Here is a 21,595-nt window from a genome sequence, read left to right as displayed (position 1 = left end):
GCAACGGCAACGGCAACGGCAACGGCAACGGCAGAAGCTGCTCACGGTCCGCCGTACAGGTCGAACCAGGAACCGATCGCGTCCGGGAGAGGCGCATCGAAGGGCTGAGCCCGATGCGCGGGACACCGCTGCCGCCGCGGTGCCCCGCGTGAGGACTTCGCACTGGAGCCCGAGCTGCCCATCGTCCCGAAGACGGGGACGATCCCCACCGACGCCTCCATCTCGGAGCAGACGCGGCAGGTCCTGCGCGCGAAGGTCGAGATTTCCGCGGTCGCCGTCCGTCGAGGCATCACCGAGGGGACCCATCACCACCCAGCCGGCCTGATGTGCCTGCGCTTGGAACCCGGCGCCCGCATCGGCCACGCGGGCGGGAACTCCCCCGGCATCAGAGCGGCTACGTAGCGATCGCGGTCTACGTGACCGCGATCCGGTCAATCGGTTCCGGCGGCGAAGGGGGCGCCGTCGCCGAACGCGAGCCGCGCAAAGTTCTCGCCGATGCGGCGGTGTCCCGCAGGGTCGGGGTGGACCTCGTCGGGCAGCGGGAATTCGGCATAGTCCTTCTCGCCGTACAGATCACGGCCGTCGAGGTAGTGCAGGTTCGGGTCGTCGGCCGCCCGCTGGTGGACGATCCGGGCCAGTTCGTCACGGATGACGTTGAGCGTCAGGCGCCCGGCGGCGCGTTCGGCCGGATCGCCCGTCGCCTTGAACCGCAGGGTCCCGCCGTCGAAGTCGGGCGCGAGAGGGCCCGGGGTGTCCTCCTGGACCGGGCACAGGATGGCGGACACGACCAGCAGCGGCGTGGTCGGATGCCCCTCGCGGATGGTGTCGAGGAAGCCGTGCACCGCAGGGGTGAAGGCACGCAGGCGCATCACGTCGGAGTTGACGACATTGATGCCGAGCTTGACGCTGATCAGGTCCGCGGCGGTGTCCCGCATCGCACGGGCGGTGAACGGGTCGAGCAGCGCGCTGCCGCCGAACCCCATGTTGATTAGTTCCACTTGACCTTGGGCAGCTGCCAGCGCCGGCCAGATGGCGGTCGGATGCGCGGCGTTCGAGCCGTGACTGATGGAACTGCCGTGGTGCAGCCACACCCTGCGCCCGCTGTCCGGAGCCGGCTCGACGGGGGCGTCGGTGCGCAGGGCAATCAGCTCGGTGATCTCCGTATGCGGAAGCCAGATCTCGACATCCTTGTCACCCGGCGGCAGATCGGCGAACCGGGCGGTGCCGGCGGGCCCCTCCGACAGCTCGGAGGACTGGGTGAGCATGTCGGTGATCGTGCGCACATTACCGCCGGCCACCGTGGCCTGGGCAGTGAGACGGCCGTCGACCAGCAGGTCGTACACGCCGTCCGCCGGGGCCGGGAAACCTCGGTAGACCCGCTTGGTGGGCAGCGTGTCCAGTTCGATCGTGGTGGCCCGGGTGCGGAAAGCCAAGCGCACACCGGAGGGCTGGGCCTCGGCCACGGCCAGTTGGTCGTCGGGGATCTGCCGGCGCGCCCGGGCGGGCAGCCGGTGCGGCAGCAGACCGTGCGCGGTCGCTTCCACATCGAGGGAGCCGCGCAGCATGTCCGCGGTGACAGGTGTGGTGATCGTGTCGTGCCCTGTGTTCATTGCCTCAGCCTGTTGATCAAGATTTTCGGATTGTTCATGCGAGCCGGCGCGCGGCGCCGCGGACCGCCTCAGGCGGTGCGGCCTTCATCCGGTCAGGGTGTGGCCCGGTTCCGCAGCAGAGCGTCGAGGCCGTCCACGATCCAGGCCCAGGATTCCTGCGCGTCGGGGGCGCTGTGCTCGAAGCCTCCGGCCAGCTCCAGGCTGACGTAACCATGGAAGACGCTGCCCAGCATCCGGACCGCGTGCGTCTGGTCCGGCTCCGGCAGGTCGTAGCCGCGCAGGATCGCCCGCGTCATCTGTGCGTGCCGAGCGCCGGCACTGGCGGCCGCCGTCTCGGGGTCGAGCCTGAGCCGGGCGGCGGCGTAGCGACCGGGGTGCTCCCGAGCGTAGTCGCGGTAGGCATCCGCGAAGGCCGCCAGGGCGTCCTTGCCGGCCCGTCCGGCCAGGGCGTCGGCAGCCCGGTCGGCTAGTTCCTCCAGCGCGAACAGGGCGATCCTGGTCTTGAGGTCCTGGGAGTTCTTCAGGTGCGAGTACAGACTCGCAACCTTGACGTCGAACCGCCGGGCGAGCGCCGAGACGGTCACCTGGTCGAAGCCGACCTCGTCGGCCAGTTCCGCTCCCGCCCGGGTCAGACGCTCCGGGGTTAGCCCTGCTCGAACCATAACCTTCCTCCTATCCAACGAGAACCATTATGCAGTTGCCTAATAGCTTTAGGCAACTTAGCGTGTCTTCCATGAAGCCGCTGACTGAGCAAGACATCCGTACCGCGTTCGTGAACTGCACCAAGGGCGAGGCGAAGCGCCTGCCCGTCCCCCGCGACCTGGCCGAGCAGCCCTGGGACGACCTGGACTTCCTCGGCTGGCGAGACCCCCAGGCCCTCGACCGGGCCTACCTCGTGACCGAACTGGACGGCCGCACGGTCGGCATCCAGCTGCGCTCCTCCGACGTGGGCTCCTGGCAGATGCGGCGAAGCATGTGCTCGGTATGCGTGACCACCCACACCGGAGGCGTCTCCCTGATGGTCGCGCCGAAGTCCGGGAAGGCCGGGCAGCAGGGCAACTCGGTCGGCGTCTACATGTGCAGCGACCTCGCCTGCCCGCTGTACGTGCGAGGCAAGAAGGACGCGGGCGCCGGCGCACGCCTCCACGAGTCCCTCACCCTGGAGGAGAAGATCCAGCGGACCGTCACGAACCTCGCCGCATTCATCGCCAAGATCACCACGTGAAACAGCCGGCCACATCCTTGGGGGGGTAGCCCCCGGCACCGCCCTGAGGACAGCGCATCGGTATGTCAGGGGGAAAGCCGGATGGGGCGATCCCCCCTCTGCTGCTGGGATGGTTGCCGACCGTCGGTTCCGGGGGCCGCACAGTCGCGGGCCACGGCCTGAGCGGTCCCTGAAGGCGTGCAACCTGAACAGAGAAGGGGTCGTCATGCATGGGTCAAGAAGGCGTCGGCGAGGCTTGCTCGTCCTGACCAGCCTGGCCACAGCCGTCCTCGCCGCATCGACCGCGCCCACGGCGGTGGCGAAGTCACGGCCGACCGATCCGCTCCAACGGCAGGTGGAGGCGATCCACGACACTGGGGCCGTCGGTGTGCACGCCGAGGTGACGTCACCGGACGCACGCGACAGCGCGTACGCGGGAACGGCCGCGACGAACACAAGGAGGCCGATGCCGCGGTACGGCAGGTTCCGGATCGGCAGTGCCACCAAGACCTTCACCGCCACGGTTGTGCTGCAACTCGTCGGCGAGGGGCGACTGTCCCTGGAGGACACCGTCGAGCAGTGGCTGCCGGGAGTGGTCCGGGGAAACGGCAACGACGGCAGCCGGATCACCGTGCGGCAGTTGCTGCAGCACACCAGCGGCATCCCTGATGTCGGGCCGGAGATATCCGCGTTGAACAGCGCGGACGGCTATCGGGCCGAGCGGTTCCGCACGTACACCCCCGAGGACCTGGTGGGTCTGGCGATGCGTCACCCTCCCAAGTTCTGCCCGGGCGCCGGCTGGTCGTACTCCAACACCAACTACATTCTCGCCGCGATGGTCATCCACAAGGTCACCGGCCGGAGTTGGGCACGGGAGGTGAGGGACCGGATCATCCGCCCCCTGGACCTGAGGGACACCAGTACGCCCGGCGACTTCCCGTCCATCCTGGGCCCGCACGCCCAGGGCTACACCGCGTTCGGCACCGACACCGACATCGACGTCACAGAGCTCAATTCGAGTATGGCCGTCGGCTCCGGCTCGATCATCAGCACCGCGCATGATCTGAACCGGTTCTACGCCGCGCTGCTCGGCGGCCGCCTGCTGGCTCCGGCGCAGCTCGACGAGATGACGACCACCATGCCCGCGCCCGAGTTGGGCGTGAGGTATGGACTCGGTCTGGCCGAGATCCCGTTGCCCTGTGGCGGCAGCTACTTCGGCCACCGGGGCGAGCTCCTCGGCTATGTCGCCTGGGGCGGCGCCACCCGGGACGGGACCCGGACCGCCGTGGTGTACGTCACCCGTGACGGCGGCCAGGACACCCAGCAGGCCATGACCACACTCGTGGGTCAGGAACTGTGCCGGACGCGTTCTTAGTACTCCAGCCGTAGACATTGATCTTGCTGGTGGACCGACTGCGGGAAGGTCGCGGCCACCCCTGATCATCGGTGTGTGAAGACTGAAGATCATGCAGTGGCCGCAGGTCGCAGCGTAGACCCTGCCCGCCGGCAGGAGGCGTTCGAGGCCCTGATGGGCCGGATGGCGGGCCGGTTCGCGCGGGTTGAGCCCCGGCGCCGGGTGAGGGATCTGGTGCTGGGGCTGCTGTCGGACCTGCCGCGCAAGAACTGCTGGTCGATCGCCGAGTGGGCCGGGGAGGCGAGTCCGGAGGGCATGCAGCACCTGCTCGGCCGGGCCCGGTGGGATGCCGACCGCGTGCGTGATGACGTGCGTGAGTACGTGCTTGAGCATCTGCACGACGAGGATGCGGTGCTGGTGGTCGACGAGACCGGGGACGTGAAGAAGGGCACGCACACCGTCGGGGTCCAGCGCCAGTAGACCGGAACCGCCGGGAGGATCGACAACGCGCAGGTCGAACACAGCACCCGGCACCTGCACATCGCCGCCCACCCCACCCGCGACCGGGCTGTGCAGCAAACCCGAAACCTGGCCACGAGCCCGAAAACCGCCGACTCCTGCGCACCCGCATCCTCGGCGGCGTCATCAACGAGCACCGCTAAGGGTTTGACCTGCAGCGACGACTTCCCGAGCCCCGCAGGGCGGCGGTGCGGAAGATCCGGCGGTAGCGGAGTACTGCCGCTGCACCGCCGTGCGCGGCGGCCAGGACCGGAGGGAGTCACCTGGGCTGTCGGAATCCGGCATGTCAGGAACCAGACACCATCAAGGACATGACATGAACAGGTCGACAATGGCAGGCTCTCGATCGGCCGCACGGGGCTATGCGTTCCCCACAGGGATCTCGCACCGCTGCTGCCATGTCCTCCTCACCGCACCACCAGCTCTACTCGGGCAGTACCCCCTGCCCGGGCTGTCACCGACCGCAACCCCGGTCGCCGCAGAAGGAGTTCCGCGTGAGAAAGACCCCCCGCAAGGCTGTAGCCGCGAGCGCGCTCTTAGCAGGCGCCGCGATGATCGCTGTTGCGCTCCCGACGCCCGCCACCGCCGGCACCCAGGCCGACGCTCCCAAGCCGCAGGTACGGGCCGGCGCGCTGCAGGTCCAGCTCAGCCCGAGTGAGCGCGCCACGCTGCTCGCCGACGCGCAGGCCACCGTCGCCACCACCGCCAGGACCCTGGGCCTGGGCGGCCAGGAGCAACTGCTGGCGAAGTCCGTCCTGAAGGACGCCGACGGCACGGTGCACACCCGCTACGAGCGGACCTTCGCGGGCCTGCCGGTCCTCGGCGGCGATCTCGTCGTCCACGCGGCGGCGAACGGCACCGTCAAGGGCGTCAGCAAGGCGACCAAGGCTACGGTGAAGGTCGCCTCGACCACCGCCGTGAAGAGCGCCGACTCGGTGAAGACCTTCGCGCTCGGTCGCGCCAAGGCCAAGGGCACCACCTCCCCGAAGGCCGACACCGTCCGCAAGGTCGTCTGGGCCGCCTCCGGCAAGCCCGTGCTGGCCTGGGAGTCCGTGATCGGCGGCGTGCAGCACGACGGCACCCCGTCCGAGCTGCACGTCATCACCGACGCCACCACCGGTGCCAAGCTGTTCGAGTACCAGGGCATCGAGACCGGCACCGGCACCGGCCAGTACAACGGCCAGGTCACCCTCGGCACCACGCTGTCGGGCTCGACCTACGAGATGACCGACGGCACCCGCGGCGGCCACAAGACGTACGACCTGAACGGCGGCTCGACCGGCACTGGCACGCTGTTCACCGACGCGGACGACGTGTGGGGCAACGGCCTGCCGAGCGACCGTCAGACCGCCGGTGTTGACGCCGCGTTCGGCGCCCAGGCCACGTGGGACTACTACAAGGACGTCCACGGCCGCAACGGCATCAAGAACGACGGCGTCGGCGCCTACTCCCGCGTCCACTACGGCAACGCCTACGTCAACGCGTTCTGGTCCGACTCCTGCTTCTGCATGACCTACGGCGACGGTGCGGGCAACGCCAAGCCGCTGACCGCCGTCGACGTGGCCGCCCACGAGATGACCCACGGCGTCACCTCCAACACCGCCGGCCTGATCTACAGCGGCGAGTCCGGCGGTCTCAACGAGGCGACCTCCGACATCTTCGCCGCGGCCGTCGAGTTCTACGAGAACTCCGAGACCGACCCGGGTGACTACCTGGTCGGCGAGAAGATCGACATCAACGGCAACGGCACCCCGCTGCGCTACATGGACCAGCCGAGCAAGGACGGCAGGTCCAAGGACGCCTGGTACTCCGGCATCGGCAGCATCGACGTCCACTACTCCTCCGGCCCGGCCAACCACTGGTTCTACCTGGCCTCCGAGGGCAGCGGCGCCAAGGTCGTCAACGGCGTGAGCTACAACAGCCCGACCTCCGACGGCCTGCCCGTCACCGGGATCGGCCGCGACGCCGCCGCGAAGATCTGGTACCGCGCGCTGTCGACCTATATGACCTCCTCCACCAACTACGCCGCCGCCCGCACCGCCACCCTGCAGGCAGCCGCCGACCTGTACGGGCTCGGCAGCGAAACCTACAACAACGCCGCCAACGCCTGGGCCGCCATCAACGTCGGCCCGCGCATCGTCGAGGGCGTGACGGTCACCGACCCCGGCCCCCAGACCACGCTGGTCAAGAAGTCCGCGAGCCTGCAGATCCAGGCCACCAGCACCAACCCGGGCGCGCTGACCTACACGGCCACCGGCCTACCGGCCGGCCTGTCGCTCAACGCCTCCACCGGCCTGATCTCCGGCACCCCCACCAAGCTGGGCACCAGCACGGTCACGGTCACGGTCACGGACTCGACCAACGCCTCCTCCACCGCGACGTTCACCTGGAACGTCGTCAGCGTGATCAGGACCTTCGAGAACACCACCGACGTCGCCATCCCCGACGGGGGCGCCGCGGTCTTCTCGGACGTCAACGTCACCGGGATCGCCGGCAAGGCATCGAGTGCCCTCAATGTCGACGTGGACATCAAGCACACCTGGCGCGGTGACCTGGCCATCGATCTGGTGGCCCCTGACGGCACGCTGTACCGCCTGAAGGATTCCAACATCAGCGACTCGGCCGACGACGTAGTCGCCACCTACACCGTGGACGCCTCCAAGAAGACCGCCAACGGCACATGGAAGCTCAAGGTCCAGGACATGTTCCGCGGCGACAGCGGCTTCATCAACAGCTGGAAGCTGACCTTCTGACCTCAGTAGCAGCACACTGAGGCGGCGGGCCCCCTCCCGCCCGGGCCCGGCCGGTCCTGACCGGCCGGGCCCGAACGCGGTGGACACACATGTCGAGCAGCACGATGGCCAGGCGCATGTGCCTGCTGCCGCATTGGCAGCGGAAGCAACTGCGCCTTGCCCCGACCGAAGAATTTCACGGCTTCCCGTCACATCTGCGTGCGCCGGTCCGTCAGTGCCTTGAAGGCGCCGACCGAGGCGACACAGAAGCGAAGGAGACCAGCCATGACGAACCCCTCGATCTCCCGGATGCCCAACCCGGCCGAATTCGTGCCCGAGCTGAACGATGTCAGCGCCGCCCTGTTCCGCGCCACCGGCAACCAGTCGCTGCCGCGCACCACGATCAACCTGATTCACCTGCGGGCCGGCCAGATCGTCCACAACACCTACCTGACCGTCCTCAACACCGGCTTCCTGCGCAAGGCCGGCGAGTCCGAGGAACGCATCACCGCCGTCGCCTCCTGGCAGGACGCCCCCTGCTTCACCGACGCCGAACGCGCCGCCCTCGCCCTGATCGAAGCCACCCTCCAGCCCGCACCGCACGGCCGCGAGCGCGTCACCGACGAGATCTACGCCGAAGCCGCCAAGCACTACGACGAGAAGGCGCTCGCCACCCTCACCATCGCGATCGGCCAGATCAACTTCTTCATCGCCCTCGCCGTCATCGGCAAGCCCCAGCCCGTCACCTCCCTCGCCGACCAGCAGTGGGACTAAGGGCTGTCCCGTAATCCCTGGCGGGCGCACGACGCCGGCCACGGCACCTCGCTGCGTTGCCGGAACGCCCGAATACGCCCAGTATGTGGACGCTCCTCCGCCTTGCGATGCACCGCATCCGACGCCGCGCGCTGTTCCGCCAGGGATAACGACACACGCCCTGGTGCCGTAGCAGCCGACGTTTGCCCTGTGGGCGCGTCACTCGGTTGCCGCGCCGGGCGGCACCGAGGTGCTGACCGGACCAACTGATCATTTCACCGGCCTCGCTGGTCGCCGGGAGCCCGGGGGAACGTTCCGGTGGTCCGGTCGCGCGTGGCGAGGGCAGTGCTCGGCGTCCCGAAGGCGGCGAGGCGGTCTGGGCACGAGCGCGTCCAAGGGGCCGACGTCCTCACGGTCCGGGCCGCGGGCGGTCCCGCGCAGCTCCAGGCCGCGCAGGTCTGCGGCGGCGACGTCATCGGTCGTCGTGCGAGCCCTCGTACCCTGTTTCCCGTGCCCTCTTCCAGCCTGCGTCGCGTCGCCGTCCTAGTCCTCGAGGGCGCGAAGCCGCTTGATGTCGGCATTCCCGCACAGGTGTTCACGACCCGGGCGAGTATGCCGTACGAGGTGCGGGTGTGCGGCGCGGCACCCGGGCCTGTGACGGGAGGCGACGGCCTGGCCTACCACGTCACCGACGGTCTCGACGCGCTTGCATGGGCTGACATTGTCTTCATCCCGGGCTATCGGTTCCCGGACCGCGACGACCCACCACAGGCCGTCGTCGATGCCTTGATCGCCGCACACGATCGAGGTGCACGGCTGGCCGCCATTTCGACGGGCGCCTTCGCGCTCGCGGCCACGGGCCTGCTCGACGGCAAGCGCGCCACGACGCACTGGCACTACGCGCGGGCGCTCGCAGAGAAGCATCCGCTCGTCCGGGTCGACGAGAACGTCCTGTTCGTCGACGAAGGCAGCGTGCTGACGTCGGCCGGCGCCGCCTCGGGCATCGATCTGTGCCTGCATATCCTGCGCGGCGACCTCGGGGTGGCGGCGTCGAACCACGCGGCCCGGCGCCTGGTCGCGGCCCCCTACCGCAGTGGCGGCCAGGCGCAGTACGTGCCGCGGAGCGTGCCCGAACCGCTCGGGGAACGGTTCGCCGCCACCCGCGAATGGGCCCTGCACCGGCTCGACGAACCTCTCAGCCTCGAATCCCTCGCCCAACACGCGGCGGTCTCTCCGCGCACGTTCTCGCGGCGCTTCGTCGAAGACACCGGGTACACGCCGATGCAGTGGGTCATGCGTGCCCGCATCGACCTGGCCCGTGAGCTGCTCGAGCGTTCGAAGCGCAGCGTCGAGCAGATCGCGAACGACGTCGGTCTGGGCACCGGCGCGAACCTGCGGATGCACTTCCAGCGCATCCTCGGCACCACCCCCAGCGAGTACCGGCGCACCTTCACCCGGGGCGAGTAGCCCGACATCCGGCGCTTGGCGCGATCCTTTCGAACCATGGCGCTCTCGCCACGGCCATGGCCGGATCCCACACGCGAGGCTGGTGACGAACCGAAGGGACACCACACATGACTCGCATCGCCATCAACGGATTCGGCCGCATCGGACGCAACGTGCTGCGCGCCCTGCTGGAACGCGACAGCAGCCTCGAGATCGTCGCCGTCAACGACCTCACCGAGCCCGCCACCCTTGCCCGGCTCCTCGCCTACGACACCACCGCCGGACGGCTCGGCCGTCCGGTGACCGTCGACGAGGGCGCCCTGGTCGTCGACGGCCGGCGCATAGCGGTGCTTGCCGAGCGGGAGCCGGCGCAGCTGCCGTGGGCCGAGCTCGGCGTCGACATCGTGCTGGAGGCGACAGGCCGCTTCACGTCGGCCAAGGCGGCCCGCGCCCACCTGGACGCGGGAGCGAACAAGGTTCTCGTCAGTGCGCCGTCGGACGGTGCCGACGTCACGCTCGCGTACGGGGTCAACACCGAGGCGTACGACCCGGCCGTGCACACGATCGTCTCGAACGCCTCGTGCACGACCAACGCGCTGGCGCCGCTGGCCGCAGTACTCGATGAGCTCGCCGGCATCGAGCACGGCTTCATGACCACGGTTCATGCCTACACACAGGAGCAGAACCTGCAGGACGGTCCGCACCGCGACGCTCGCCGCGCCCGTGCCGCCGCGGTCAACATCGTGCCGACCACGACGGGCGCCGCCAAGGCGATCGGCCTCGTGCTGCCCAACCTCGACGGCAAGCTGTCAGGCGACTCGATCCGTGTGCCGGTGCCCGTCGGCTCGATCGTCGAACTCAACACCACCGTCGCCCGCGATGTGACCCGCGACGACGTACTGGCCGCGTACCGCGCCGCCGCTCAGGGTCCGCTCGCCGGCATCCTCGAGTACTCCGACGACGCGCTCGTGTCGTCCGACATCGTCGGCAACCCCGCCTCGTCGATCTTCGATGCGGCCCTCACCCGGGTCGAGGGCCGCCACATCAAGGTGGTCGCCTGGTACGACAACGAGTGGGGCTTCTCCAACCGTGTGATCGACACGCTGGAACTCCTCGCAACACGCTGAACGGTCCACGAGCGTGACCGTGTCTCGCGTGAGCGGTCACGCTCAACCTGGTGATGACCACACCTGTTGCACGCGCTTCGGCCGGCACTACCGGCGCCGAGCTGTGCCGACGCGTCGCACTTCGGCTCACCGAGCACTCAGTGGTACGTGGCATCCGTTCGAGCGGGCGGAGGATCCATCGTGCGCCATGCCGCGGTCACGCGTGTGGCCCCGGCCGGGAATCCGGCCAGGGCCACAGACGAAGACATGGTCGTGAAGGGCGTTCGCCTACGCGGCGAAAGGGGAGCCGGGCCGAACGCCGCCGACCGGCGGGTACGGGAGGGGCGAAACCTCGCCGCCGCCACCGATTCGAGCCCAACGAGGTGGAAGGGCGACGTCGGGCTCGTGCCGTGACTGCCGTCCGTCCCTTACCACGGCCCCGCGAGCGTCACGCGTAGTTGCGCAGTTCGGGCCAGATCGCGCCCCAGGGGCGGCGGGGGCCGGTGCAGACGTAGACGTGGCCGCCCCATTCGATGTTGTGCACGCCGCCCGGGTTGGAGAGGGTGGCGGCTACGCGGACGTGCCGGAAGTACCGGCGCAGGTGAGCGGCGTACCCGGGGGCGTAGTCGGGGCCGGGGGCGACGGCCACCACGGTCGTGGCGTGCGGGTTGCCGGGGCCCCACCACCAGTCGGTGTTCTGGGCGCCCGCGGCGGTGGGCAGTCCGGCGCTGCGGCCCAGTTCGTTGATGGCGCCGGCCTCGCTGTAGTCCGCCGCGAAGATCACCGCGTTCGCGCGCTGCCCGGCCGGGAGCCCGGTCCATACCTGCCGCACGGTGCCGACCAGTTGGGGCCAGCCCAGGGTCTCCCCCGATATCGGGCTGGTGCCGTACGTCCAGGCGACGTCAGAAGGAGGCAGCACGGGCAGCACGATCACGGCGGACAGCGCGGCCGAGACGGCGGTTCCGATCGTCAGGCCGCGCAGCCGGCCCGGGCGGGAGTGCAGCCACCCGTCGAGTCCCACCGCGCCGGCCGCAAGTAGGCACACGTACAGCCCGCCCAGGTAGTAGACCTGCGCTCCGGTCGTCACGGCGAACAGTACGAACAGCACGGCGTATGCGGTCACCAGGCACTGCCACAGCGGCCGGCCGGACCGCCACAGGAATCGCAGGCCCGCCACCCACAGCACCGTCATCGCCAGACAGGACATGCCGAGCTGCCCCACGATCCAGGTGAGGATGTTCCCCGCGCCGCCGTGCTCCCCGTTCAGCGCCCGCGTCATCGCGAACATGGCCCAGCCGTGCCGCGCCTGCCACCACAGGTCGGGCAGCACGAGCAGCACGGCGATCACCACGCCCGCAAGCAGGCGGCGATCAACTACGGTCCGGCGGGCCGGGCCGAGCAGCATCGCGGCCAGCAGGACGGTCCCGAAGATCGCCGCGAGGTGGTTGAATTCCGAGCCGAGGCCGACCAGCGCTCCCGCGGCGAGCCACCACCGCGTGTCTCCGGTGCGGCCGATCCGCACGACCACGAGCGCGATCGCCGCCCACGCCAGCACTTCGTACGACGTCGTGTTGGCGACGTGCCCGCTGCCCAGCAGCACGGGCATGGTGCCCGTGGCGATCGCCGCAAGCAGCTGCGCCCGCCGCGTGCCGCCGAACTCCCGCGCGGTCAGCCCGCCCACGACCACCGTGCCCGCCACGGCCAGTGCGGCCCACAGCCGCAGGCCCGCCGCCGAGACCCCGAACAGCGACAGCGAGACCCGGGCCAGCATGGGTGTCAGCGCCGGCTGGTCCACATAACTCGCCTGGAGGTGCCGGGCGGAGTCGAGGAAGTACAGCTCGTCGCGGTGGAAGCCGTAGCGCGGGGACAGCGCCATCAGCACGGCCAGGACCACCCCCGCGACGACGAACACCCGTCGGTCCAGCGGTGCGGTCCGCCCCCCGTCCTCCCCGGCCCCGTCCGCACGCCCCACGTCCGTCATCCCCGCCACCCCCGGTCCTCGGACCCTCGGTCGCGCCGTCCGCGCGGCCGGGGCGGCCCGGCGTGCACGGCTCCCGGGCCGCTCGTACCTTACGCACCCGGCCCGCGCGCGGTGAAGCCTCCGGGTCGGCGCTTCCGGGCACGGCCCCGGAAGGCCGAGCAGCAGCGCGGACCGAGCGGCCCGGCCGGGTGGTAGTGAGCCTCCCCGCGCCGCGCAGGGCGGAGGCAGAGGAAACCCTGGAGCGCCCGGCCCGAGCGCCGGGCCCCACCCATGCCCGGCCGACAGCGGAGTCGAGGCACGCCGCCCACGCACCCACAGCGGATCGTGTTCCACGGCGCGTACGTGACCAGGGGTGGGACCACACGGAGACCGCTCGCCCCGAATCTCCGCCCCGACACACCCGTGATCGTCTGAACTCGGGGTGTTCCATGCCTTTTCGGGTGCGATGTCCGCACGCCGAAGTCATCTGCCCGTAACCCTTGACGCTGCCCTTTGGCGAAAACTACGTTTTGCTTCGCGGAAATCAACTTCTGCTTTGTGGAAACTACTGAACCTCGGTCGCCGGGGCCCACGTCGCACGCCCTCCCTGAAACACGGCACCGACCGGCCTCGTCGCGACCCTCTAGCGAAGACTCGAGGGCTGATCGATGACTGCAGTGGAGGACCGGCCGCCCCAGACGGCCACCGGGGCGACCAGCTCCATTCTGTACACCTACGATCTGGCCCCCACGAAGAAGGCGGGGCGCCGCTGGGGTGCCTACAACGTCTTCACGCTCTGGGCCAACGACGTGCACAGCCTCGGGAACTACGCATTCGCCATCGGCCTCTTCGCGCTCGGACTGAACGTATGGGGCATCCTGGCCGCGTTCCTGCTGGCGTCGATTCTGCTCTTCCTCCTGCTGACGCTTTCCGGGTTCATGGGCCACAAGACGGGCGTCCCGTTCCCGGTCATGAGCCGCATCGCCTTCGGCATCAAGGGCGCGAAGATACCGGCCGCGGTCCGCGGGATCGTCGCCATCGCCTGGTTCGGTATCCAGACCTATCTGGCGTCCGCCGTCCTCAGCGCCCTGCTCATCGCGATGTTCCCCGGACTGCGCGACATGGACACGAACTCCGTGCTGGGCCAGTCGACGCTCGACTGGATCACTTTCCTCGCTCTGTGGGCCCTCCAGCTGCTCATCGTGAGCTACGGGATGCAGATGATCCGGAGGTACATGGCCTTCGCGGCGCCCACGACCCTCATCACCATGTGCGCCCTCGCGGCCTGGATGTTCGTACGGGCGGACGCCTCGATCTCCCTCTCCATCGACGAGCCGCTCGTCGGCGGCGAGATGTGGCTCCAGATCCTGCAGGCAGCCGCGCTGTGGGTGGTGATCTACGGGACGTTCGTGCTGAACTTCTGCGACTTCACCCGGTCCGCCAAGAGCCGCGGCTCCATCGTCCGCGGCAACGTGATCGGCATCCCGCTGAACATGATCTTCTTCGCCGTCATCGTGGTGGTCCTCAGCGGAGCGCAGTTCAAGCTCGACGGGCACATCATCACGAGCCCCACGGACATCGTCCGGACCATCCCGAACATGTTCCTCCTGGCGACGGCGTCGCTCGCCCTCATCGCCCTGACGGTCGCGGTGAACCTGCTGGCCAACTTCGTGGCGCCGATCTACGCGCTCATCGACCTCTTCCCGCGCCGGCTGAACTTCCGCCGGGCGGGCGTGGTGAGCGCTGTCGTCGGTCTGGCGATCCTGCCCTGGAACCTCTACAACAGCCCGATCGTGGTGAACTACTTCCTCGGCGGACTCGGAGCCCTGCTCGGACCGCTCTTCGGCGTCATCATGGCGGACTACTGGCTGCTGCGCAGGTCCCGGGTGAACGTGCCGGACCTCTACACCGACGACCCGCAGGGCGAGTACCACTACCGCCGCGGTTTCAACCCCCGCGCCGTCGGGGCCTTCGTCCCCAGCGCGGCCATCGCGGTCGTCGTCGCCCTGGTGCCCTCCTTCCACGCCGTGGCCGGATTCTCCTGGTTCGTGGGCGCCTTCCTCGCCGCCGCGCTGTACGCGCTCATCGCGGACCGTACGACGCCGGTCCGCGACGTGGACGGCGAGGCCATCGCCGTCGCCGCCGAATGAACCACCGAGCAGAAGGCCGAAGCATGCGCATCCTCGTCGTCAACGTCAACACCACGCAGTCGATCACCGACTCGATCGGCAGGCAGGCGGCCGCTGCGGCCTCACCCGGTACCGAGACAGTCCCGCTCACCCCGCTCTTCGGGGCGGAGTCCGTCGAAGGCAACTACGAGAGCTACCTCGCCGCCATCGCCGTGATGGAGACGGTCCGCGCCTACCCCGAACCGTTCGACGCCGTAATCCAGGCCGGCTACGGCGAGCACGGCCGCGAAGGGCTCCAGGAACTGCTCGACGTCCCGGTCGTCGACATCACCGAGGCCGCCGCGAGCACCGCCCAGTTCCTCGGCCGCACCTACTCCGTCGTCACCAGCCTCGACCGCACCGTCCCGCTGATCGAGGAACGTCTCCACGCCGCCGGTCTGAGTGCGCGCTGCGCCTCCGTGCGCGCCAGCGGTCTTGCCGTGCTGGATCTGGAACGCGACGAGAAGGCCGCAGTCGAAGCCATCGTCGAAGAGTCCGCCCGAGCCGTGGAGGAGGACCGGGCGGAAGTGATCTGCCTGGGATGCGGCGGCATGTCCGGCCTCACCGAACGCGTCGTCGAGCGTACGGGGGTGCCCGTCGTCGACGGCGTGAGTGCCGCGGTGACGATCGCCGAGTCCCTCGTACGCCTCGGCCTGACCACGTCGAAGGTGCGTACCTACGCGACACCCCGGCCCAAGAAGATCGTCAACTGGCCCCCGCAGGTGCGCTGAAGCAGGTCGCGCACGACAGGCGACCGGTGCCCTGCCCCGCCCCGGGCGGACGGCCCATGAAGACACAACCAACCGCGAAAGAGGAGGGGCATCCGTTGCCCGACGTACAGCTCGTACTGCGCTCGACACGCGTCATCACCCCCGAGGGGACGCGTCCCGCGTCGATCGCCGTCTCCGGCGGGACGATCGCCGCGGTGCTGTCGTACGACGCCGAGGTACCGGTCGGTGCCCGTCTGGAGGACGTCGGCGACGACGTCGTACTCCCCGGGATCGTCGACACCCACGTGCATGTGAACGACCCCGGGCGCACCGAATGGGAGGGCTTCTGGACCGCCACGCGCGCGGCCGCGGCCGGTGGCATCACGACCCTCGTCGACATGCCGCTCAACTCCCTCCCGCCGACCACCACCGTGGAGCACCTGCGCATCAAGCAGGAGACCGCCCGCACCAAAGCGCACATCGATGTCGGCTTCTGGGGCGGCGCGCTGCCCGACAACGTCACGGACCTCCGGCCCCTGCACGACGCCGGTGTCTTCGGCTTCAAGTGCTTCCTGTCGCCCTCCGGCGTGGACGAGTTCCCCGAGCTGGACCAGGAGCAGCTCTCGAAGTCCCTTGCCGAGATCGCCGGCTTCGGCGGTCTGATGATCGTGCACGCCGAGGATCCGCACCACCTGGCCGCGGCCCCGCAGAAAAGCGGGAGGAAGTACGTCGACTTCCTCGCCTCGCGGCCGCGCGACGCCGAGAACGCCGCGATCGAGAACCTGATCACCCAGGCCCGGCAACTGAAGGCCCGTGTGCACGTGCTGCACCTGTCGTCCTCGGACGCTCTGCCGCTGATCGCAGCTGCCAAGGCCGAGGGAGTCGGGATCACGGTCGAATCCTGTCCGCACTTTCTCACCCTGACGGCCGAGGAGGTCCCGGACGGCGCCACCGAGTTCAAGTGCTGCCCGCCGATTCGTGAGGCCGCCAACCAGGACGCCCTGTGGGAGGGACTCGCCGACGGGACGATCGACTGCATCGTCTCCGACCACTCACCTTCGACCGCGGACCTCAAGAGCCCCGACTTCGCCTCCGCCTGGGGCGGTATCTCCTCCCTCCAGCTCGGCCTGCCCGCCATCTGGACCGAGGCGCGCCGCCGTGGCCACAGCCTTGAGGACGTCGTCCGCTGGATGTCGACCGCACCCGCACGGCTCGCGGGCCTGGACAGGAAGGGCGCGATCGAGGTCGGCCGGGACGCCGACTTCGCGGTACTCGACCCCGACGCGACCTTCACGGTCGACCCGGCCGAGCTGGAGCACCGCAACCGGGTCACCGCCTACGCCGGCAAGACGCTGCACGGTGTCGTCACCTCCACCTGGCTGCGCGGAGAGCGCATCGCCGACCGCGGCACTCTCACCGCGCCCACCGGACGCCTGCTCGACAGGAACGGCTGAGGCCCGGGTCGACGTGGTCGCCGGCAGGTGAGCGGAGACTGCGGCCCTCGACGGATGCGTCGGGGGCCGCAGTGCGCATGGTGCCGAGCAGTCGTGTGTCGCAGAGCGCACGGCACCGCCGGCCCGCAGTGGTGAGACGCCGCGCCGCCGAGCGCTCCGTCCGTGCGCCGCGTGGCACCGTGCCCTCGTACGGACCCCGGGGCCCAGGCGTCCGACAACGGTCGGCTCGGCAAGCGGCGCGATGACCTGCTCAGCCTCTGCGGCGGCCAGGCCGGGTTGCTACACCGCCGTGGGCGGGTCGTTGCGAGACACTGTGCCGTACTCGAAGATCACCGCCAGGTCGAGTCGGCCCTGGGTGACGGCGGGCAGGGTGTGTACGCCCCCTTGCGCGCCGCTGAGATGGCCGGCGTACGACTGGGAGTGCGCCCCGTCCCCGCGGACGGGCTGCCACTGGTGGGCTGCTCGGCGGCAACGCCCGGCCTTTACACGGTCGTCACGCACAGCGGAGTGACCCTCGCGCCGGCGCTCGGTCTGCTCGCCGCGAAAGAACTCATCAGCGGCGCTTCCGTCCCGGACCTGGCGGACTACAGCCCGGACCGCACCCCGGCCACGGACGTACTCGACGAGAGCGTGCAGGTCATGAGCAGCGCGGGCGCGATCACGGCGGCGTGAGGCGTATCCGCCGCCCTGGTTCGCGGTTGGCCCCCACCGCGGTGGGGGCCAACCGCGCGTGGCGCACATGATCGGCCCGCCCTTACGAACGAACCTCGGCCACCCGGCGGCCGGGTATCGCTCGGGTCAACCGGTGAGCGTCGGCCCGCAGCGCGAAACGCTTGTCACCAGGTGGTGCCGCCTGCGGCGACCGGTCCTCCGTACATCCTGACGCGTCAGCAGGCGGATTCCCACCGGGCTCGGAGGCCCAGCAACTGCAACGCCATCCGGACCGCTCCTGACGACGCCAACCCACCCTGGTGACCCTGCAGTTCAGCTGTTTTGGCCGTATGCGGCTGCGATCTCTTCCGACGCCGCCCACCGGCTGTAGGTGGGCGACTGAGGCCACCCCTCCGGCGAGTCCTGCCACACCTCCTGCCGCCCGTACGGCAGCAGGTCGACCAGGCCGAACAGGTTGCTCATCTGCTCCGTGCCGCGACCGTCGGTGTGCCAGGTCCGGTACACCGTGTCGCCATCGCGCAGGAATACGTTGACCGCGAATCCCGCGTTCTGCGGGGCGCCGACATCGCTGCCGAACGAGCTGTTCGCCGTCGAGTACCAGGTCATCGTGTTCCCGACCTTGCGCCGGTAGGCGAGCGCCTCGTCGATCGGGCCCTGGGTGACGATCACGAACCGGGCGTCGAACTTCTCCAGGCCAAGGAGCCGGGTGAACTGCGAGGTGAAGCCGGTGCAGCCGCTGCACTGCCACTCCGCGCCTTCGTGCCACATGTGGTTGTAGACGATCAGCTGCGGGTGCTCGCCGAAGATCTCGGCGAGGCGGACCGGACCGTCCTCTCCCTCCAGCACGTAGTCGGGCATCTCGACCATCGGCAGCCGACGGCGCTGGGCGGCGATGGCGTCGAGCTCCCGGGTGGCGGCCTTCTCCCGGACGCGCAGCGCTGCCAGTTCCTTGTCCCAGGTGGCGGCGTCGACGACGGGCGGCAGGGCGTTCGATGTGGTGGACATGGTGCCTCCGGACGATCGGGTGCTTTTCTGGGAGTAACGACTCCCCGGCCGGCAGGAAGTCATCGGCCCTCGCCCGGCGAAGTGAGGCGCCCGCAGGGCGGTGGCCGATGCCGGGCCGGTGACCGCGAGACTCTGGCCGTGATCATCTTCTGGGCGGCCCACCAGTTTCTCCGTATCCCGTTGCAGCAAGCCGTTCTGCGAACAATCATGGCCGTCATGGAGCGACCTAGGCAGATCATCCAGTGCGGAGACTTCGTCCTGCGAGGCTGGCGGGGGCAGAGCGACTTCGCTCCGGCATTCAAGTTGATCGAGGAGTCTCTGGACCACCTGCGCCCCTGGGAGCCGTGGGTCGCCCGTCACAGCGAGGAGACCACTCGAGACTTCCTCGCGAAGTCCGAGTCGAAGTGGGCAAGTGGTGACGTGTACAACTACGCCATCGCCAAAGCCGACACTCTCATCGGCATGTGCCAGACCTACCGCGTGGCCGAAGCTCAGGGCCGGCGCATGGGGTACTGGCTGCACCCTGCCGCCACCGGTCAGGGCATCGCCACGAGAGCGACAGCGACCATGGTCACCGAGATGTTCAGCCTGCCGGACGTGGAGTACCTGGAAATCGCGCACGACTTGGCCAACACCTCCAGCGCGGCCATACCGCGTCGGTTGGGCTTCACCGAAGTCCGGCGTGAGCAGGTAACGCCGCCCGCAGCTCCCTCTGGCAGCGGGATCGACGTGGTCTGGCGGCTGAACCGCCCTACGCCGCCCGTTGACGGCACTCGCCACCTCTGAACATCTGAGCCCAACGAGCTCAGCTCCTGTCCCTTCGGCCTGAACTCCTGAACCTGTGCGGTCCTGCGGAAGCTACCGAAAGCCGGTCAAGACTGTGTGTGTGACAGGTGCGCCCTTGGCACGGCCGCCCCGCGATGCTTGATGTTGACGGCCGAAGCCTTGGCCACTGCCACGGGGTTCAGGAAACGCAGCGGACCGATCAGACGGGAGGCAAACAGATACAGGTGCCGCGCCACCGACTCATCGCGCGCTGCCGCCGAAAACATCAGCCGCTCCAGGGGATTGAACGGACGAGCCTTGGCGTAGTCAGCGGCCAGATACTGGTGACCGCGCAGTCGGCGCCGGTGTCTGCGTGCATACACCGCGAGCGACCTGTCGAGGTCGCCCCGACCGGTTGCGGCCGAGGCGACCGCCTCTGCCAACCACTGCGCGGACTGCAGAGCCCATCCGCATCCCACTCCCCACAGGGGATCGCCGGTCAGGGCGGCGTCGCCGATCAACGCGACGTCCGGTGCGGTCGGATCGCGGCTGAGAAGCGGGTAGTTGAGAGTACCGGTGATCTTCGTGATGCGCTCGGCGGAGTCGATGGGTGGTGCCTCGGGCAGGGCGCGGACGAATTCGAAGAAGCTGCCCTCCAGGTCTTCCCGGAAGGCCGGCAGCCGCTTCTTGTCCGGGAGCACCGCGATCACCGTCACCCCGTCGTCGTTCGGAAACGCGTACGCCATGTCGGGCTCGAGGAACCAGGCGTGACCGATCCCGCCGTGGAGCGGAAGATTGCGGAAGTGCGTGAGATAGCCGAACCGCGTGTTCTCGTACAGCCGAGCAGGCACCCCGGCGAACTTTGCAACGGCCGAGTCCTTGCCATCGGCGCCGACCACCAGACGGGCCCGAATCTCCCGCTCGCCCTGTGGTGTCGACGCGCACACCCCCACGGTTCGCCCGGCTTCCCGGACCAGTCCAGTCACCTGGTGACCGAGGAGCAGATCGACGCCAGGGGTCTCCGAGGCATGGGACCTGATGAGCGGGTCGAGAGTGCTACGCCGAATGTTGTACGCGTACGGTAGCTCGGGGCCTGCTGGCGCGGCCCTCGGCTCGATCCATCCCCAGCGGGTGTACCAACGGGCCTCGTTGCGAACGGCTCCAGCCTCCTCAAGAGCGGGGACGAGGCCGAGTTCGTCCAGCACCGGGTAGGCGCTGGCCTGGAGGGAGTGGGTGCAAAGCACCTTGTACGCTTCGGGGTCCGAGCGGCGTTCCAGCAGTGCGACGCGAACCCCGCGTCGAGCGAGCAACATCGCTGCAGCGCTGCCTGCGAGGCTGGCTCCGCTGATAACGACGTCGTAGTCGAATCCCGCACTCTCAGGCTTGGTCATGCGCTGATCGTCCCCTCGGGGTATGCCGTTCGTGGGAGTGGTGCAGTGCCACTGATGTCAGGAACATGATCAATTGTCAAGAGTCATGGATCGGGTGAAATGTGATCGGACTGCGAAGAAGCCGCTGTGTAGAACAATGCCGACGAGGTCGTCCGTGGCATGAACAGCACGAACACGTACGGCAGGACACGGTGGGCCGGATAGGGGCGGGGAACGACAGCGGCAAGGAACATCACCACGGTCTTGCGCTGGATGCCGACGGCAAGACCCTGCTGTCGGCACGGGTCACCGGCGACGGGCCCGAGCCGCTGCAACTGATCGGTGACGTTCACAACCTAGCCGGCGACCGTGAGGTCACCTGGGCCATCGACATGACTGACGGGGAGCCCGCGCTGCTGCCGGCCCTGCGCGGCCCGACGACGAAGCCGCCTTCGAACGCGCACTGCTGACGGATTACCAGACCCTGGCCGTCATCCACAGCTCCGGAACCGCGCAACTGACAAAGTGGCCGGAAAACCACAAGGGTCCGCAACGCCGGCGCCTCGCCCTCGGTCCGCCTGTTCAGCACGCGCTCCCGCGGGCTGGATGCGGTCAAGCGTTCAACTGGACAGACCCTGCCTCGGATTTGCGGGCAAGCAGGTGAATCTCCTTGAACTGCCGCCGGTCGGTGGGCTGAGGCTCGCGAACCATCCGGGCCACCTCGGCCAAACCGGCCGTGCGCAACATCGCGGCGAGGTGATCCGGCG

17 protein-coding genes and 2 pseudogenes are annotated in these 21,595 nt (G+C 69.2%); 13 read left to right on the top strand and 6 right to left on the bottom strand.

Annotation, left to right across the window (positions count from 1 at the left end):
* Positions 1–431 precede the first annotated feature (431 nt).
* Together ACFU6I_RS31915 and ACFU6I_RS31910 are read right to left on the bottom strand one after the other, a co-directional pair.
* Entirely contained in the window at positions 432–1,610 is a 1,179-nt protein-coding gene (locus ACFU6I_RS31915; RefSeq protein ID WP_384372938.1) for a GDSL-type esterase/lipase family protein, read from the bottom strand.
* 92 nt (positions 1,611–1,702) lie between these two features.
* The gene (locus ACFU6I_RS31910) at positions 1,703–2,272 is read right to left on the bottom strand and encodes a TetR/AcrR family transcriptional regulator (RefSeq protein ID WP_384372936.1); all 570 of its coding nucleotides are present in this window, start codon (positions 2,270–2,272) and stop codon (positions 1,703–1,705) included.
* Between the two features lie 71 nt (positions 2,273–2,343).
* Here ACFU6I_RS31910 and ACFU6I_RS31905 point away from each other — a divergent pair, with 71 nt between their 5' ends.
* The 7 genes and pseudogenes from ACFU6I_RS31905 to gap all read left to right on the top strand — a co-directional run bounded on the left by ACFU6I_RS31905 (position 2,344) and on the right by gap (position 10,745).
* On the top strand, positions 2,344–2,835 hold the full coding sequence (locus ACFU6I_RS31905) for an FBP domain-containing protein (RefSeq protein WP_384372934.1): 492 nt from the start codon (positions 2,344–2,346) through the stop codon (positions 2,833–2,835).
* A 205-nt stretch (positions 2,836–3,040) separates the two neighbouring features.
* The gene (locus ACFU6I_RS31900; protein WP_384372932.1) at positions 3,041–4,189 is read left to right on the top strand and encodes a serine hydrolase domain-containing protein; all 1,149 of its coding nucleotides are present in this window, start codon (positions 3,041–3,043) and stop codon (positions 4,187–4,189) included.
* 153 nt (positions 4,190–4,342) lie between these two features.
* Positions 4,343–4,645 (top strand): annotated as a pseudogene (locus ACFU6I_RS31895) (transposase); the annotation flags it as partial.
* Positions 4,646–5,238: 593 nt separating this feature from the next.
* Positions 5,239–7,440, top strand: a complete 2,202-nt coding sequence (locus tag ACFU6I_RS31890) for a M4 family metallopeptidase (protein ID WP_384372930.1) — start codon at positions 5,239–5,241, stop codon at positions 7,438–7,440.
* A 264-nt stretch (positions 7,441–7,704) separates the two neighbouring features.
* Positions 7,705–8,193: a carboxymuconolactone decarboxylase family protein gene (locus tag ACFU6I_RS31885; RefSeq protein WP_384372928.1), complete on the top strand. Its 489-nt coding sequence runs from the start codon at positions 7,705–7,707 to the stop codon at positions 8,191–8,193.
* A 489-nt stretch (positions 8,194–8,682) separates the two neighbouring features.
* Positions 8,683–9,639: a GlxA family transcriptional regulator gene (locus ACFU6I_RS31880; RefSeq protein WP_384372926.1), complete on the top strand. Its 957-nt coding sequence runs from the start codon at positions 8,683–8,685 to the stop codon at positions 9,637–9,639.
* A 107-nt stretch (positions 9,640–9,746) separates the two neighbouring features.
* Positions 9,747–10,745 carry a type I glyceraldehyde-3-phosphate dehydrogenase gene (gene gap, locus ACFU6I_RS31875; RefSeq protein WP_384372924.1) on the top strand — a complete coding sequence of 333 codons (999 nt, stop codon included), beginning with the start codon at positions 9,747–9,749 and terminating at the stop codon, positions 10,743–10,745.
* 427 nt (positions 10,746–11,172) lie between these two features.
* Here the strand turns inward: gap and ACFU6I_RS31870 are convergent, their stop codons facing one another.
* A complete protein-coding gene (locus tag ACFU6I_RS31870; RefSeq protein ID WP_384372922.1) occupies positions 11,173–12,705 on the bottom strand; it encodes an ArnT family glycosyltransferase in 1,533 nt (510 codons plus the stop codon).
* Between the two features lie 647 nt (positions 12,706–13,352).
* On the opposite strand from ACFU6I_RS31870, the gene ACFU6I_RS31865 reads away from it, so the two are divergent.
* The 4 genes from ACFU6I_RS31865 to ACFU6I_RS31850 all read left to right on the top strand — a co-directional run bounded on the left by ACFU6I_RS31865 (position 13,353) and on the right by ACFU6I_RS31850 (position 17,688).
* On the top strand, positions 13,353–14,834 hold the full coding sequence (locus tag ACFU6I_RS31865) for an NCS1 family nucleobase:cation symporter-1 (protein WP_384372920.1): 1,482 nt from the start codon (positions 13,353–13,355) through the stop codon (positions 14,832–14,834).
* Positions 14,835–14,857: 23 nt separating this feature from the next.
* Positions 14,858–15,583 (top strand): aspartate/glutamate racemase family protein, encoded by a 726-nt coding sequence (locus tag ACFU6I_RS31860; RefSeq protein ID WP_384372918.1) that lies wholly within the window; start codon positions 14,858–14,860, stop codon positions 15,581–15,583.
* A 56-nt stretch (positions 15,584–15,639) separates the two neighbouring features.
* On the top strand, positions 15,640–17,016 hold the full coding sequence (gene allB / locus ACFU6I_RS31855) for an allantoinase AllB (protein WP_384372916.1): 1,377 nt from the start codon (positions 15,640–15,642) through the stop codon (positions 17,014–17,016).
* 384 nt (positions 17,017–17,400) lie between these two features.
* Positions 17,401–17,688: a hypothetical protein gene (locus tag ACFU6I_RS31850; protein ID WP_384372914.1), complete on the top strand. Its 288-nt coding sequence runs from the start codon at positions 17,401–17,403 to the stop codon at positions 17,686–17,688.
* A 312-nt stretch (positions 17,689–18,000) separates the two neighbouring features.
* Here ACFU6I_RS31850 and ACFU6I_RS31845 read toward each other — a convergent pair whose 3' ends face one another.
* Positions 18,001–18,693, bottom strand: coding sequence for a DUF899 domain-containing protein (locus ACFU6I_RS31845; protein ID WP_384372912.1), 693 nt, complete (start codon positions 18,691–18,693; stop codon positions 18,001–18,003).
* Positions 18,694–18,831: 138 nt separating this feature from the next.
* On the opposite strand from ACFU6I_RS31845, the gene ACFU6I_RS31840 reads away from it, so the two are divergent.
* Positions 18,832–19,479 carry a GNAT family N-acetyltransferase gene (locus ACFU6I_RS31840; protein ID WP_384372910.1) on the top strand — a complete coding sequence of 216 codons (648 nt, stop codon included), beginning with the start codon at positions 18,832–18,834 and terminating at the stop codon, positions 19,477–19,479.
* A gap of 86 nt (positions 19,480–19,565) precedes the next feature.
* On the opposite strand, the gene ACFU6I_RS31835 is transcribed toward ACFU6I_RS31840, so the two are convergent.
* On the bottom strand, positions 19,566–20,849 hold the full coding sequence (locus ACFU6I_RS31835) for an NAD(P)/FAD-dependent oxidoreductase (RefSeq protein WP_384372908.1): 1,284 nt from the start codon (positions 20,847–20,849) through the stop codon (positions 19,566–19,568).
* 101 nt (positions 20,850–20,950) lie between these two features.
* Here ACFU6I_RS31835 and ACFU6I_RS31830 point away from each other — a divergent pair, with 101 nt between their 5' ends.
* Positions 20,951–21,298 carry a transposase gene (locus ACFU6I_RS31830; protein ID WP_384372906.1) on the top strand — a complete coding sequence of 116 codons (348 nt, stop codon included), beginning with the start codon at positions 20,951–20,953 and terminating at the stop codon, positions 21,296–21,298.
* A gap of 142 nt (positions 21,299–21,440) precedes the next feature.
* Here the strand turns inward: ACFU6I_RS31830 and ACFU6I_RS31825 are convergent.
* Positions 21,441–21,595, bottom strand: a pseudogene (locus ACFU6I_RS31825) (SAM-dependent methyltransferase); the annotation flags it as partial.

Source organism: Streptomyces sp. NPDC057486, from assembly GCF_042802415.1.
GTDB lineage: Bacteria > Actinomycetota > Actinomycetes > Streptomycetales > Streptomycetaceae > Streptomyces > Streptomyces yanii.
Note: the sequence above shows the minus strand (reverse complement) of the source record. Positions and strands in the feature narration are given on the sequence as shown.